This window comes from Desulfotruncus alcoholivorax DSM 16058 (assembly GCF_000430885.1).
In the GTDB taxonomy this organism is placed as follows: domain Bacteria; phylum Bacillota; class Desulfotomaculia; order Desulfotomaculales; family Desulfallaceae; genus Desulfotruncus; species Desulfotruncus alcoholivorax.
The window spans coordinates 49,665-64,341 of record NZ_AUMW01000019.1 but is presented as its reverse complement, the minus strand read 5'-3'; the positions used below and the strand labels follow the sequence as shown (position 1 = coordinate 64,341).

The following is a 14,677-nucleotide window of genomic DNA, read 5'->3' as shown; positions in this document are numbered from 1 at the left end:
GGAAAGGAGGAGGTGAAGCGAAATGGCGGTCAACAAAGTTATTGTGGGGACCACGCTGCGCATGCAGTTCCAGACCGGGGTGGACGAAAACGGCGACCCGGTTTACACCACCAGGAGTTTGAACAACGTGAAAGACACGGCCCCGGACCAGGACATTTATGATGTGGCCCTGGCCCTGTCCCAGCTGCAGGAGTATACCCTTACTTCGGTGATGCGTGTGGACACCGGCCGGCTGGAAGAAGCGGTTTAACCCGGCCGGGCGCGGCGGGGTGAGCTTATGACAGGCGCTTTACCCGACTATCCAACGAAAGGAGGTTTTACGTATGGCAACCACGCAGAGCTTGCAGATGCGTTTTGTTACCCAGGCGGGCACCCGGGTGACCATTTCCCTGGACAACCCCAGGGATAATCTGACTGAGGCGGAAGTGGCCGCGGCCATGGACCAGATCATCGCCAAGAACATTTTTGTTACCGGCGGCGGCGACCTGGTGGCCAAGGACAACGCCCAGATTGTGGACAGGACCACCAGCGTTATCTACTCTGCACAGTCCTAACGGTTCCGAGGGTGGGGGAAACCCCACCCTCGGGGTCAGGCTTGAAATATTTCATTATTCACTTAAAAGGCTAGAATTTCTATTTTATACAAATCAACGCAAAGAACATTGCTTTTGGTATAATAGTTTTGGGGTGGTAAAAATATACCGCCACTAAAACAACTGGACGGATAACGGGCAGGTTGGCTGGAACATAAAAAGAAAAAAGGTTGTTTTTAATGATGGCGGAGGGGAGTTGATCAAAGTGAATGTTCTGGTGACCGGCGGGGCCGGTTATATAGGCAGTCATGTAGTGAAGGAACTGCTAAAAAGGGATTACCGTGTAGTTACGCTGGACAACCTGAGCAAAGGCCACCGGGAGGCTGTTACCGGCGGCGTTTTTGTGCGGGGCGACTGCGGCGACGCCCGCCTGGTGCGGGAGCTGGTGCGGGAACACGGGATCAGCGCGGTGGTGCACCTGGCTGCGGACAGCCTGGTGGGGGAGTCCATGATCAAGCCGGACAAATATTGTAAGAATAATTTGGGCAACGGGATCAGCTTTTTAACCGCCCTGATCGAGGCGGGGGTGCGGCGGTTTATCCTGTCCTCCACGGCGGCGGTGTACGGCGAGCCGGAATACACGCCCATTGACGAGGCGCACCCCGCCCGGCCGGTGAATGTTTACGGCGGCACCAAGCTGATGCTGGAGCAGATTCTCGGCTGGTACGAGCGGGCATACGGCCTGCGCTATGTTTCCCTGCGCTATTTCAACGCCGCCGGCGCCGACCCGGACGGCCGTATTGGCGAGGACCACGATCCGGAAACGCACTTGATACCCCTGGTGATGCAGGCTGCCTTGGGGCAGCGGGACAAAATAGTCATCTACGGTACGGATTACCCCACCCCCGACGGTACTTGCGTGCGGGATTACATTCACGTGTCGGACCTGGCCGTGGCGCACATACTGGCGCTGGAGGCGCTGCGGCACGGCGGTCCTTCCGCCGTGTACAACCTTGGTAACGAGCGGGGGCATTCCGTGCGCGAGGTGGTGGAAACGGCCCGCCGGGTGACAGGGGTGGAATTTGCCGTGGAGGAAGGCCCGCGCCGGGAGGGCGACCCGGCGGTGCTGGTGGCCGGTTCGGGGCGGATTCAACGGGAGCTGGGCTGGCGGCCGCGTTACGCCGGGCTGGAGGACATCGTGCGCACCGCCTGGGAATGGCACCGGAGCCGGGGCCGGGCGGGAAGCGGCTGCGCCGGGGGCCAGGCTTTTAACCCGGGCGGAAAGCGGTATTGAAAGCGGTATTGAAACCGGTATTGAATCTGGTATTGAAAAGGGAGGGAATAAAGTGGCTGTTATTAATCCGGATATTTTTCGCCAGTATGATATTCGCGGGGTGGCTGACCGGGATTTAACTCCCGAAGTGGCGGAGCTTTTGGGACGGGCCTTTGGCTCCTACGTGCGCGAGCGCGGCAGCGCTGAAGTGGTTGTGGGACGGGATAACCGGGCCAGCTCGGACCGGCTGCGGGAGAACCTGGTGCAGGGGTTGACTGCTGCGGGCTGCCGGGTGATCGATGTGGGGCGGGTGGTAACGCCCATGGTCTATTTTGCCCGGGTACACTTTGGCGTTGACGGCGCGGTGATGATCACCGGCAGCCACAACCCGCCGGATGAAAACGGGTTTAAAATATGTTTGGGCGCCGGCACCATTTACGGAGAGGAAATCCAGCGCTTGCGGGAAATGATGGAGCGGGAAGATTTTACGGCCGGGAGCGGCGACGTGGAACAAAGGGACATAGCCGGGCCTTATATGGCCATGCTGCGGGATAAAATCAAACTGGGGCCCCGCCGCCTGAAGGCAGTTGTGGACTGCGGCAACGGCACGGCCGGGTATTTTGCGGAGCAGGTGCTGCAGGGCTGGGGAGTGGAAGTTTTTCCATTATACTGTGAGCCTGACCCCACGTTTCCCAATCACCAGCCCGACCCGGTGAAGATCAAGAACGTGGTTGATTTGCGCCGGGAGGTCCTGCAGCGCGGGGCCGATCTGGGGGTTGCCTACGACGGGGATGCCGACCGGATCGGCGTGGTGGATGACCGGGGAGAAGTGATCTGGGGCGATAAATTAATGTGCCTGTACTGGCGGGAGATACTGCCGAAATATCCCGGAACCCCGGCAATTATTGAGGTTAAGTGCTCCCAGTGCCTGGAGGACGAGGTTAAGCGCCTGGGCGGCCGGCCGTTTTTCTATAAGACCGGCCACTCGTTGATCAAGGCCAAGATGAAGGAAGTGGGGGCTGTCTTTACCGGCGAAATGTCCGGCCACATGTTTTTTGCCGACGAATATTACGGGTATGACGATGCCTTTTACGCCACGGGGCGCCTGCTGCGCATTTTGTCCGATGCGGCGGAGAACCTTTCGGGGCTGCTGGCAAACGTGCCGGTTTATTATTCCACGGCTGAGACCAGGGTGCCCTGCGCCGACCGGGATAAATTCCGGGTCGTGAGCGAGCTGGTTGAACAATTCCGCGCCCGGTACGACGTAATCGACGTGGACGGGGCCCGGGTGCTGTTTGGAGACGGCTGGGGGCTGGTCCGGGCGTCCAACACCCAGCCGGTGCTGGTGGCCCGCTGTGAGGCTTCGACAAAGGAAGGCCTGGAACGCATCTGCGCCATTATGAAAGAAGCCCTGACCGCCTTCCCCGAAGTAAGCTCCTTCGACTGGGAGGGGCGGGCTTAAACCGCCGGAAACGCGACAGAAACGCGACAGGGGACGGTGCTCACCTGTCGCACTTTTCTTTTGCGACACCTGGGAAGAACGAAATCGCGAGAACCTTCCCCTGTCGCATTAGTAGCACTGCGGTCATCGCCGGCATAGTATATTGGCGGGAGGTGTCCCGGGTGTTCAAGATAACTGACCTGGCCAGGAAAGATATCATCAATGTGAAGGACGGCGCCAAATTGGGGCCGGTTAAAGAAGTTCATATTAATTCGGCCGACGGGAAGGTTGTGGCTATTGTCCTTGACGGCCCCAGGAAATTTTTGGGATTGATGAGCGCGGGCAAGGACAACGTGGTGCCTTGGGAAAAAATTAAACTTATCGGCGTGCATGCCGTGCTGGTCGAGGTTGACTGATTGTTGCCGGTCATTGCCTGCGATTGGCTGTTCACGGGGCCGGTTATACCGGTTACAGAGAAAACTTGCCTTGTGTAAGTTGCTTTGTTGACAGGAAATACCGGCCTTGTTAGAATGAATATGGTTTTGAGTCGACATCAACCGGTTTTATGGGTCAGGAGTTACCAAACCGGTTTATTAAATTTGCAAGGAGGACGAGCTTTTGGCCAAGCGCTTATTTACATCTGAGTCGGTTACGGAGGGGCACCCCGATAAAATTGCCGACCAGATTTCAGATGCCATATTGGATGAAATTATCGGACAGGACCCCAACGCCCGGGTGGCCTGCGAAACTTTTGTGACCACCGGGCTGGTGCTGGTGGGGGGGGAAATAACCACCAAGTGTTATGTGGATATCCCCCGGGTGGTCCGGGAAACCATCCGGGAGATCGGCTATACCAGGGCCAAGTTTGGTTTTGACTGCGATACCTGCGCCGTGCTGACTTCCATTGATGAGCAGTCGCCCGACATCGCCCTGGGCGTGGATAAAGCCTTGGAGGCGAAAACAGGTGAGGAAACCGATTCCCGGATTGAAGCCACCGGCGCCGGCGACCAGGGGATGATGTTCGGGTACGCCACCAACGAAACGCCGGAATTGATGCCCATGCCCATTTCCCTGGCCCACCGCCTGGCCAGGCGTTTGGCCACGGTGCGCAAAACCCAGGAACTGCCCTTCCTGCGCCCGGACGGCAAGGTGCAGGTTACGGTGGAATACGAAGACGGGCGGCCGGTCCGCCTGGATACCATCGTCGTATCCTCCCAGCACCATCCCCGGGTGGGGCTGGATGTGATCAGGGAAGGCATTATTGAAAAGGTGATTAAACCGGTGGTGCCCAAGGAAATGATCGATTCCGCCACCCGGTATTTCATCAACCCCACCGGACGCTTTGTGGTGGGCGGTCCCCAGGGCGACGCCGGGCTCACCGGGCGCAAGATTATTGTGGACACTTACGGCGGCATGGCCAGGCACGGCGGCGGGGCCTTCTCCGGCAAGGACCCCACCAAGGTGGACCGCTCGGCCAGCTACGCCATGCGCTACGTGGCTAAAAACATCGTGGCCGCCGGGCTGGCGGATAAATGCGAGGTCCAGGTGGCCTACGCCATTGGCGTGGCCCGCCCCGTGTCGATTATGGTGGACACCTTCGGCACCGGCAAGGTGAGTGAGGAAAGACTGGTGGAAATGATCAAGGAAGTGTTCGACCTGCGCCCCGCGGCCATCATCAGGGACCTGGAGCTGCGCCGGCCCATCTATAAGAATACGGCCGCTTACGGCCATTTCGGCCGCCGGGACATTGCCCTCCCGTGGGAGAGCACCGATAAGGCCGGCATCCTCCGGGGGCTGGCTTAAAGCCGGCTGCAATAGCTGCACCATGGGGACGCTCGAACCGCCCCCATGGCTCCCCCCGGAGTACCGGCTATTCAAGGTAGGCGCTATTCAAGGTAGGCTTTACTTTTCTTCTTGGCATAATCTAAAACATCGCCCAATTGGGTACTATTTCCCGTTGCTTCTAAATATCCCCAGTCAACGCTGTCATGGTGCAAAGCCAGGAGTTTTGCCGCCCATAACAAGTCAGCTTCACTTTTCCAATATTTTGCCGCTGCCAGGCGATCTAATACCAAATCTTCAATTCCAATGATATAAAGCTCCAAATTGTCAATCTCCAGTGTAACCACTTTCTCCTGTGAGCCTGCCAGAATGTCGTCCGGTATCTCAATGGCCAGATCCAGTTCTTCATGGTACCAGTGCCGCTCTCCCGGGCGGTTTTGAAAACCCATTTCGGCCAGCATTGCTTTAGCCTGTTGCCTTCCGTTTAAGACAATATCAATGTCTTTGGTGGCGTAACCTCCAAGTGTGTAAAACTCAAGGGCCCGGCCTCCAACCAGAATCGGTTTGATTCCCTCCGGCTTTAACGCTTCAGTTAAAATGGCCAGCACTAAAAGAGACTTTTTCAAAGCGTCCTTTTCAATTTTGGCGTTGTCAAGCCGTAATAAAAGTTCCCTATTCATTTTCATTCCACCGGTACCTCCGGGGGCCTATTTTTTCAATGCGGCCGCCGGCCAGGGCTTTTTGCCAGCGTATTCTGTCCAGCATAAAGAGGGTGGGATCTTCCACCGGATCGCGTGGCTTGTGAAAACGCCCGGACTTACCTGCAGTATCTACGCTTTCGGCGCGGGTATAGATACGCAGGGACTTTTTTTTCATTTCTTTGATATATGTATCGAAATTGATCTTGCGCAAAATAATCATCCCCTTGGGGCCGGGTTGCGATTTGCATAATTATACCAATTGTATCATAGAGATGGTTCAGGTACAATGTCAGAAGCCATGTGGCGGCGATAAAATATGCCCGGTCCCCGTTAACCGGGTTTGGCAGTGGTGCATATGGTGGAGTAAAAGGTAACGGGGGAATGGTCTATGGCAATGGTGTGGTTGCTGGCCGGTTTGTTTGCGGGGTGGTTGGCCCTGGCGGTTTACCGGGCGTGGGTGCAGGCGCGGGCCGGGCGGAATGCGGCAGTCTTGGACGGCCGGAAGCACCTCCGGTCCGGCGGGGCACGGCCGGTGGTGTTTTTGTTCAAGGACCGGGCGGGCCAGGTGGAGTGGTTTGTGCGCAGGATAGCGGCCGGCCTGGACCGCCGGCCGGATTTGCAAATAGTGCTGGTGGACGGCGGCTCTACAGATGGCACCATGCAAATGCTGAAACGGTTGGCGCGGCATTTCAACCTGGGTTTCCGGAGGCTGGCGGAATTTGATTCGGGCTGCCGGAGGGTGGCTGCCGGCTCGGGTGCCGCCAATTCGGTGGCAGAACGGGAAATGCCCTGCTGGTCGAAGCATTGTTTTGAAAGAAAGCACCGGTTGCATTATGTTAACTTGCCGGCATTGTGCGTGGATTTGCGGAGCGTTCCGGCAAATGAGCTGTACAGGTATGTCCCATTTTAAACTGCATATGTTTGTTAAATTTAGATGTTCGCGGCCAGGTACAAAGGGTAACCCCTTTTTTTGTCGAAGTTACAAAAATGAGGTGAAACAAGTTTGCGCAAATCCAGGAGTTTTTCACACGTAATATATACCTGGCTGGTTATTTTTTTGGGTTTATGGCTCTTAAAATATACTTTTCCCGTGCTGGACCTGGATCACGGTGAGGAGCTGTTAATCATGGTTGCTCTGGCGGTATTGGCCGAGTGGCTGGCCGTGGTTTTCCCCCAGGGCCAGCTTTCCGGAGGCTTTGCCGTTATTATGGCCACCTACCTGATTTATGGTCCTGTGGCCACGGCATGGGTTAATTGCATTGCCACCGCCCTGGGGCAGGGGGTGGCCAACCGTGGCAATCCCATGCGCACAACGCTGTTTAACGCTTTTCAGTATGTGCCCGTGGTGCTGGGGGCAAACTTGCTGTACAGTGTCAGCGGTGGACTGGTTGAGCGCAAGGTGGTTCTGGTAAACGCTGTGCCCCTGGCGGTTTTTGTTTTGGGGTATTTTGCATTTAATCAAATAATGGTTTATATTTATACCCTTCCCGCCCGGAGGGGTTACCCCCTTTTTGACTGGTGGGATGCTTTGCGCTGGGACGGATTGACCTACCTGCCGGCTGTTCCCTTCGGCCTTTTAATGGGCCTGCTGTATGCCAAAACAGGTATTTACGGCACGGCGCTGCTCTTCCTGCCGGTGCTGGCGGTGCAGTTTGTGCTTCGCTTCTATGTACACTTGGAGCTGGCCAACCGCGAGCTGCGGATTTTGTACGAGGTGGCCAGGCGGCTGGGCGGCAGCCTTAATCTTAATGAAATACTGGAACTGGTGCTGCGGGAGACCAGAAAGGTGATCAATTACCACACAGGTGTTATTTACCTGTGGTCGGAAGAGAAAGGTTACTACCAGGCCGGGGCGGTTTGCGGGCCCCACTCCGACCTGATCGCGGGTTCCGCCGTGCGCCGGGGTGAAGGTTTTTTGGGATTGGCTGCTGAACACGGGGAGGCGCAGCTGGTTTACGACACCAGGGACGATGTCCGCACCGCCGGGGATATCGGCCTGACCCAGGTGCACCGCTCAATGGTGGTGGTCCCGCTGCCGGCGGAGACCGAGGTGCTGGGACTGCTGGTGTTGGGTGATAAGCGGCCCGGCTTTTTTGAAGAGAGACACCTGCACACGCTGACTATTATCGGCGGCCAGACGGCCGTGGCCATAGCCAACGCCCAGCTGTACCGCAAGCTGGAGCAGGCTTCGATAACCGACGGGCTGACCGGACTGTACAACTACAGGTACTTTTACCACCGGGCGGTGGTGGAACTGGAGCGGGCCGGCCGTTATGGCGAGAACCTTTCGCTGGTGATGCTGGATATTGATCATTTTAAGCAGGTTAACGACCGCTGCGGCCACCTGGCGGGAGACACGGTGCTGGCCGGGGTGGCCGGCATTATCCGTTCCGAGGTGCGGGGTTGCGATATACCTGCCAGGTATGGCGGGGAAGAGTTCGCTATTTTAATGCCCGAGACGGGCCCGGCCGGGGCCAAACATGTGGCGGAAAGAGTGCGGCTGGCCGTGCGGGAAAGTATCTTTGAGGAAAACGGCCAGCGGATCCAGGTGCGCATCAGCGGCGGGATCGCCACTTTCCCCGCCCACGCCGGTGAAATTTCAGAGCTGGTCAAGGCTGCTGATTCCGCCCTTTACCAAGCCAAGGAATCCGGTCGCGACCGGACGGTTGTATACGAAAAGTAGGAAAGAGGCCAGGGGACACACCTCCTCTTTGGGGTCATGGCCCCGGGGTCGGAGGTATGTCCCCAACTTATAGCCGGCGGCTCTCCGCAAGTGATGAATGAGGTGTTATCCCATGCTGAAAACCTTATTCGAGGCGGCACTGGATATTATTTACCCGCCCCGGCAGGCTTGCCCGGTTTGCGCCGGACACAGCCCCGGCTGTGCCGTATGCCCGTCCTGCCGGGACTTGCTGGATAAATATGCCGGGGAAATTATTTGCCCGGTGTGCGGCGCTTTTGGCGGCGCTGCCGGCGCCTTTCCCCGCCCCGCTTCCGGTGTCACTTCCGGCGGTACTGCCGTTAACCGCCGGCCGAAATATATTATCTGCCCGCAATGCCGCGGGGGCGGGCGGGCCTTTGACCTGGCCCGCTCGGTGGGCCCGTACGAGGGCCCGTTGCGGGAAGCGGTGCACCGTTTTAAATACCGCGGCGCCCGGGGGCTGGCCGGGCCGCTGGCCGCGCTGATGGCCGGTGTTGCCGGCCGCCACCCGCTGTTTGGCCAAACCCGGGCGCTGGTGCCCGTTCCTCTTTCCCCGGACCGGGAAAGGGAGCGCGGATTCAATCAGGCCCTTTTATTGGCCAGGGAACTGGAGCAGCATTTTAAGGTTCCCGTGTTGGAGCGGGCAGTGGTTAAAATACGGGAAACTCCTCCCCAGGCGGAGCTTTCCCGGCAGGAAAGATTGGTGAATTTAGCGAATGCGTTTATTGTGCCGGACCGGGATTTAATAAAAGGCAAGAAAATTACTATTATTGACGATGTAATCACCACAGGCAGCACTGTTTCCAAAATATCCCATATATTACGACAAGCCGGCGCAGAGGTAATTACGGTGCTGACCTTTGCCGGTACGAGAATTAACGTCAAGAGTTGACAAAGGCTATGACATTTAAATTTTATAGTTTGACAAAGATTTACTAAAATTTTAGTTAATTCACAGCCCAAACCCCTTATTTTACGGGTTATTAACAGACTTATACACATTATCCACAGGTTTTGGCCCTGAAACCAGCTTTCAACAGTAAGCTTATTCGACATAAAATGTGCGGGGACCGCCGGCCCTCAACTGCAATTTTTCTTCGTGGAGACCGGCATTTTTATGCTTGCGCCTCATTCAATACCGGCAATGGCATCTCTTGACAGCCCAGGGGCGATGTGATATATTAACTCCACGTGAGTTGCAAGACCGCGGTATTATCTTTTAGGAGGAATGTTTTGGTGTTAGGTAAGGTCAAGTGGTTTAGCAAGGAAAAAGGTTACGGTTTTATTGAAAGGGAGGATGGAGGCGACGTATTCGTTCATTTCTCTGCCATCCAGGAAGACGGGTTCAAAACCCTGCTGGAAGGTCAGGAAGTGGAATTTGATATAGTCGAAGGCGCACGTGGTCCGCAAGCCGCCAATGTTACCAAGCTTTGATGCAAGTTTGATGCAAGTTTGATGCAATGGAATAATAACCCCGGCAGCAGCCGGGGTTTTATTGATTAGTAGTAAAAAATTATCAAATTGGCAGGATTTATCTCGTTTTTAGGGAATAATACTATTATTACTCACATTACTACTCGCTCGAAAGGAGTTGGGAGTATGAAGGTGCTGGTCAGAGGCAGAAACGTTGATGTAACAAACGCCCTGAAAGAGTATGTTGAAAAACGGGTGGGTAAGCTGACAAAGTATCTGGACGATATTGAAGAGGCCACTGTTATTCTGGTTGTGGAAGGCGACTCACACAAGGTTGAGGTGACCGTTCCTTTTAACGGCATGATTCTACGCGGCGAAGAAGCCACCGGTGATATGTACGGTTCCATTGATCTTGTGGTGGATAAGCTGGAAAAGCAAATTGAAAGATATAAAGGTAAAATTAATCGCAGGCGGGTCCAAAACGATGTTAAAATGCCCGTGGACAACAACAAACATGCGGTAGAAGATGAAGGCCCCAGCGTGGTCAAAACCAAGCGTTTTGCCGTAAAACCGATGCCCGTGGAGGAGGCCGTGCTGCAGATGAACCTGCTGGGCCATAGTTTCTTTGTTTTTTCCAATGCAGAAACCGAACAGGTAAATGTGGTTTACAAACGCAAGGACGGTAATTACGGATTAATCGAGCCCGAGTTCTAATTATGAGTATGGGCTAACCGGACCGGGTTTTAGCTTCGAGCCCAACTCCCGCCGGGCGCGCCCTGTTGCGGGACGCGCCTTTTTAGTCCGACCGGTTGCAGGGTTTTGAGCTTAATGTTAAAATATAATATGGCATAACTGGCGGTAACGGGAACCGAAAGGTTCCTTGCTTTATTTTTGCGCTTTTAAGTTAAGCGCGCTTTTTGAGAAAGGTGATTAATTATGCTTAAATTTATACGCAACTGGTTGGATGATAACGCAAAAGAAGTCAAGAAGCTGCAAAAAATGGTTGATAAGATAAATCAAATGGAACCGGAAATCAGCGCTCTTTCCGACGCCGGGCTGCAGGCCATGACCCCGCGGCTGAAAGACCGGCTGGAGCAGGGCGCAACGCCGGACGACATTTTGCCCGAGGCCTTCGCGGCGGTGCGGGAAGCGTCGCGGCGGGTGCTGGGCATGCGTCACTTTGACGTGCAGCTCATGGGCGGCATGGTGCTGCACCAGGGGAAGATTGCCGAAATGCGCACCGGTGAAGGTAAAACCCTGGTGGCCACGCTGCCGGTGTACCTGAACGCACTGGAGGGGCGGGGGGTGCACGTGGTTACGGTTAACGACTACCTGGCCCGGCGCGACAGCGAGTGGATGGGCCGGCTGTACAAGTTCCTGGGGCTTTCCGTGGGCCTGATCGTGCACGGGCTGGACTGGAATGATCGCAAACTTGCCTATAACTGTGATGTCACTTACGGCACCAACAACGAATTTGGCTTTGACTACCTGCGCGACAATATGGCGGTGCGGGCCGACCAGTTGGTGCAGCGGGAGCTTAATTACGCCATTGTGGACGAGGTTGACAGCATCCTGATCGACGAGGCCAGGACCCCGCTGATTATTTCCGGCCAGGCCGACAAGGCCACCGACCTGTACTACACTTTTGCCCGGCTGGTGCCGAGGCTCAAAAAGGAAGACGACTATGTCGTGGATGAAAAGGCCCACACCGTTGTGCTGACCGAGGAGGGCGTGGCCCGGGTCGAGCAAATGCTGGGCGTGGAGAACCTGTACGATGATGTGAATATGGAGCTGACCCACCACCTGAACCAGGCGCTGAAGGCCCATGCCCTGATGAAGCGGGACCGGGACTACGTGGTCAAGGACGGCGAAGTGATCATTGTTGACGAGTTCACCGGCCGCCTCATGTTCGGCCGCCGCTACAGCGACGGTCTGCACCAGGCCATCGAGGCCAAGGAGGGCGTCAAAATTGAGCGGGAATCCCAGACCCTGGCCACCATAACGTTTCAGAACTACTTCCGCATGTTCAGAAAGCTGGCCGGCATGACCGGCACAGCCGAAACAGAGCAGGAGGAATTCCGCAAAATTTACAACCTGGATGTAATCGTGGTGCCCACCAATAAGCCGATGATCCGCAAGGACCTGCCCGACGTGGTGTACAAGACCGAGCGGGCCAAGTTCGAAGCGGTGGTGGAAGAAATTGCGCGGCGCCACGCTACCGGCCAGCCCGTGCTGGTGGGCACCATTTCCATTGAAAAATCGGAAGTGTTAAGCGATATGCTGCGCCGCAGGGGTGTGCCGCACCAGGTGCTGAACGCCAAGTTCCATGAGAAAGAGGCCGAAATCGTGGCCCAGGCCGGTCGCTTCGGCGCGGTGACCATAGCCACCAACATGGCCGGACGCGGCACCGACATCCTGCTGGGCGGCAACCCGGAATTTTTGGCCCAGGCGGAGTTGAAGGGCCGGGACGATTTCGACCCTGAAGATCCCGCCGGCGCCGAAAAGTATAAGCAGGTGCTGGAGAAATATAAAGGTTTATGCGCAGAGGAGTACCGCAAAGTGGTGGAGCTGGGCGGGCTGCATATAATCGGTACCGAGCGCCATGAGAGCCGCCGTATCGACAACCAGCTGCGGGGCCGCGCCGGCCGCCAGGGGGATCCCGGGTCCAGCCAGTTTTTCAGTTCGCTGGAGGACGACTTGATGCGGCTGTTCGGCTCTGATAATATTGCAGGAATAATGGATAAACTGGGGTTAGAGGAAGATGTGCCCATTGAGCACGCACTGATCACCAGATCGCTGGAAAGCGCCCAGAAACGGGTGGAAGGCCGCAATTTCAGTATTCGCAAACACGTGCTGGAATATGACGATGTGATGAACCAGCAGCGGGAAGTTATCTACCGGCAGCGGATGAAGGTTTTGCTTGAGGAGAGCCTGAAAGACGTGGTGCTGCAGATGATTGCCGATGCGGTGGACCGGTCGGTGGAGATTTACGCGCCTGAGGGCGTTATTCCCGAGGAGTGGGATCTGGAGGGCCTGCTTACCCATGCCGAGCAGCTGTTCCTGCCCGGGCACCGGCTACAACCCGAAGATATTGAAGACATGGGCCGGGATGCGCTGAAGGAATTCTTTACCGAGAAATCCACCGAGGCCTACGAGGCACGCGAGGCCGAGCTGGGCGCGGAAATGATGCGGGAGCTCGAGCGGGTGGTGCTGCTGCGCATGGTGGATGAAAAGTGGATGGACCACCTGGACGCTATGGACCAGCTGAGGGAAGGCATCGGCCTGCGGGCCTACGGCCAAAAAGACCCGCTCATCGAGTATAAATTTGAAAGCTACCAGATGTTCCAGAACATGGTGGAGTCCATCCAGGACGACGTGGTCCGCTATGTCTTCCGGGTGAACGTGGTGCAGGCGCCCGAGCAGCGCCGGACCGTCGAGAATAAGTACCAGGAAGAGGAGCCGGCCAAACCGGTGCGCCGGGAAAACAAAGTGGGGCGCAATGACCCCTGCCCCTGCGGCAGCGGCAAAAAGTACAAAAAATGCTGCGGCCGTGCCGGGTAAACGGCGGCAGTCCTTTGTCATTGCAAGCATGGCGTTAATGTCATTGTGAGCGAAGCGAAGCAAAGCAATCTCAAAGCAATCATAAGGTATATAAGGAGTGAATTTGCTTGTTCAGCGAGTTGCGCAGAGAACTGGAACCCTTGAAAAAACGGGTGGCGGATTTGAGGGTTTCTCTTTGACATCGACAACAAAAAACTTAAAATAGACGAACTGGAAAAAGAAATGGCCAAACCGGGCTTTTGGGACGACCAGGCCCGGGCCCAGGAAGTTGCCCAGACCGTTACCAACTTGAAGGAACGTATTGAAATCTTTAATGATCTTTTCAGCGCGCTGGAGGACCTTGAAGTATTACTGGACCTTGGCGAGGAAGAGGATGACGGTTCGCTGGCGGGCGAAGCCGAAGCAGCGCTGAAAGATCTGCGCAAGCGGGTGTCCGACCTGGAGCTCCAGGTTATGCTGAGCGGCCCCTACGACGGCAGCAACGCCATTATTTCCATGCACGCCGGGGCCGGTGGAACCGAGGCCCAGGACTGGGTGCAAATGCTGCTGCGGATGTATACCCGCTGGGCGGAAAACCGCCGGTTTAAAGTTACCATTATGGATTTGTTGCCCGGTGACGAGGCCGGTGTTAAGAGTGTCACCTTCGGGGTGGCGGGCAAGAACGCCTACGGGTACTTGAAGTCTGAAAAGGGTGTGCACCGGCTGGTGCGTATTTCCCCCTTTGACGCCGCGGGGCGGAGGCATACTTCCTTTGCCTCGGTGGATGTGCTGCCCGAAGTGCAAGATGACCTGGAAGTTGAAATCAATCCCGAGGACCTGAAAATAGACACTTACCGCTCCGGCGGCGCCGGCGGCCAGCATGTCAACAAAACCGACTCGGCGGTGCGCATCACCCACCTGCCCACCGGCATTGTGGTGCAGTGCCAGAACGAGCGCTCCCAGCTGTCCAACCGTAACACCGCCATGAAACTGCTGAAAGCCAAGCTGATTGATTTGGAAATGCAGAAGCGGGAATCCGAGTTGGCCGAGATGCGCGGCGACCAGCAGGACATCGCCTGGGGCAGCCAGATCAGGTCCTATGTATTCCACCCCTATTCCCTGGTCAAGGACCACCGCACCGGGGTGGAAATGGGCAACGTCGAAGCAGTCATGGACGGCGACATCGACGATTTTATAACCGCTTACCTGACAAAACAGGCCCACAAATAGGTTTTTTTGTAACACATTCCATCCTGGTGTCATATTATGTACCATTAAATCCCAAAAACCTAC

15 protein-coding genes are annotated in these 14,677 nt (G+C 56.1%); 13 read left to right on the top strand and 2 right to left on the bottom strand.

The features are described 5' to 3' along the window. The first annotated feature begins 22 nt into the window (after positions 1-22). The 6 genes from H569_RS0110605 to metK all read left to right on the top strand — a co-directional run bounded on the left by H569_RS0110605 (position 23) and on the right by metK (position 5,050). Positions 23-250: a DUF1659 domain-containing protein gene (locus H569_RS0110605; protein ID WP_027364984.1), complete on the top strand. Its 228-nt coding sequence runs from the start codon at positions 23-25 to the stop codon at positions 248-250. A 73-nt stretch (positions 251-323) separates the two neighbouring features. After that, positions 324-554, top strand: a complete 231-nt coding sequence (locus H569_RS0110600) for a DUF2922 domain-containing protein (protein WP_027364983.1) — start codon at positions 324-326, stop codon at positions 552-554. Between the two features lie 244 nt (positions 555-798). Next, positions 799-1,827, top strand: coding sequence for a UDP-glucose 4-epimerase GalE (gene galE / locus H569_RS20065; RefSeq protein WP_051273583.1), 1,029 nt, complete (start codon positions 799-801; stop codon positions 1,825-1,827). Between the two features lie 52 nt (positions 1,828-1,879). Further along, on the top strand, positions 1,880-3,268 hold the full coding sequence (locus H569_RS0110590; RefSeq protein ID WP_207637549.1) for a phosphomannomutase/phosphoglucomutase: 1,389 nt from the start codon (positions 1,880-1,882) through the stop codon (positions 3,266-3,268). Between the two features lie 161 nt (positions 3,269-3,429). After that, positions 3,430-3,663 carry a YlmC/YmxH family sporulation protein gene (locus H569_RS0110585; RefSeq protein ID WP_027364981.1) on the top strand — a complete coding sequence of 78 codons (234 nt, stop codon included), beginning with the start codon at positions 3,430-3,432 and terminating at the stop codon, positions 3,661-3,663. A 202-nt stretch (positions 3,664-3,865) separates the two neighbouring features. Next, positions 3,866-5,050, top strand: a complete 1,185-nt coding sequence (gene metK, locus H569_RS0110580; protein WP_027364980.1) for a methionine adenosyltransferase — start codon at positions 3,866-3,868, stop codon at positions 5,048-5,050. An 83-nt stretch (positions 5,051-5,133) separates the two neighbouring features. On the opposite strand, the gene H569_RS0110575 is transcribed toward metK, so the two are convergent. Both H569_RS0110575 and H569_RS0110570 read right to left on the bottom strand, forming a co-directional pair. Further along, a complete protein-coding gene (locus H569_RS0110575; RefSeq protein WP_207637548.1) occupies positions 5,134-5,715 on the bottom strand; it encodes a DUF6036 family nucleotidyltransferase in 582 nt (193 codons plus the stop codon). Then, the gene (locus tag H569_RS0110570; protein WP_027364978.1) at positions 5,702-5,941 is read right to left on the bottom strand and encodes a hypothetical protein; all 240 of its coding nucleotides are present in this window, start codon (positions 5,939-5,941) and stop codon (positions 5,702-5,704) included. Before H569_RS0110570 ends, H569_RS0110575 begins: the two co-directional genes overlap by 14 nt. A gap of 177 nt (positions 5,942-6,118) precedes the next feature. Here H569_RS0110570 and H569_RS0110565 point away from each other — a divergent pair, with 177 nt between their 5' ends. The 7 genes from H569_RS0110565 to prfB all read left to right on the top strand — a co-directional run bounded on the left by H569_RS0110565 (position 6,119) and on the right by prfB (position 14,614). Further along, a complete protein-coding gene (locus H569_RS0110565; protein ID WP_027364977.1) occupies positions 6,119-6,640 on the top strand; it encodes a glycosyltransferase family protein in 522 nt (173 codons plus the stop codon). Between the two features lie 147 nt (positions 6,641-6,787). After that, entirely contained in the window at positions 6,788-8,413 is a 1,626-nt protein-coding gene (locus H569_RS21355; RefSeq protein ID WP_157833514.1) for a GGDEF domain-containing protein, read from the top strand. A gap of 112 nt (positions 8,414-8,525) precedes the next feature. Further along, positions 8,526-9,323 (top strand): ComF family protein, encoded by a 798-nt coding sequence (locus H569_RS0110555; protein ID WP_034630263.1) that lies wholly within the window; start codon positions 8,526-8,528, stop codon positions 9,321-9,323. A gap of 344 nt (positions 9,324-9,667) precedes the next feature. After that, entirely contained in the window at positions 9,668-9,865 is a 198-nt protein-coding gene (locus tag H569_RS0110550) for a cold shock domain-containing protein (RefSeq protein WP_027364975.1), read from the top strand. 165 nt (positions 9,866-10,030) lie between these two features. Next, the gene (hpf, locus tag H569_RS0110545; RefSeq protein ID WP_027364974.1) at positions 10,031-10,558 is read left to right on the top strand and encodes a ribosome hibernation-promoting factor, HPF/YfiA family; all 528 of its coding nucleotides are present in this window, start codon (positions 10,031-10,033) and stop codon (positions 10,556-10,558) included. Between the two features lie 222 nt (positions 10,559-10,780). Beyond that, the gene (gene secA, locus H569_RS0110540) at positions 10,781-13,405 is read left to right on the top strand and encodes a preprotein translocase subunit SecA (protein WP_027364973.1); all 2,625 of its coding nucleotides are present in this window, start codon (positions 10,781-10,783) and stop codon (positions 13,403-13,405) included. Positions 13,406-13,512: 107 nt separating this feature from the next. Then, positions 13,513-14,614 (top strand): peptide chain release factor 2 gene (prfB, locus tag H569_RS0110535; RefSeq protein ID WP_114679288.1). Its coding sequence is split into 2 segments (ribosomal slippage): positions 13,513-13,581 and positions 13,583-14,614, totalling 1,101 coding nucleotides; the frame shifts between segments, so codons are not numbered across the junction. Positions 14,615-14,677 lie beyond the last annotated feature (63 nt).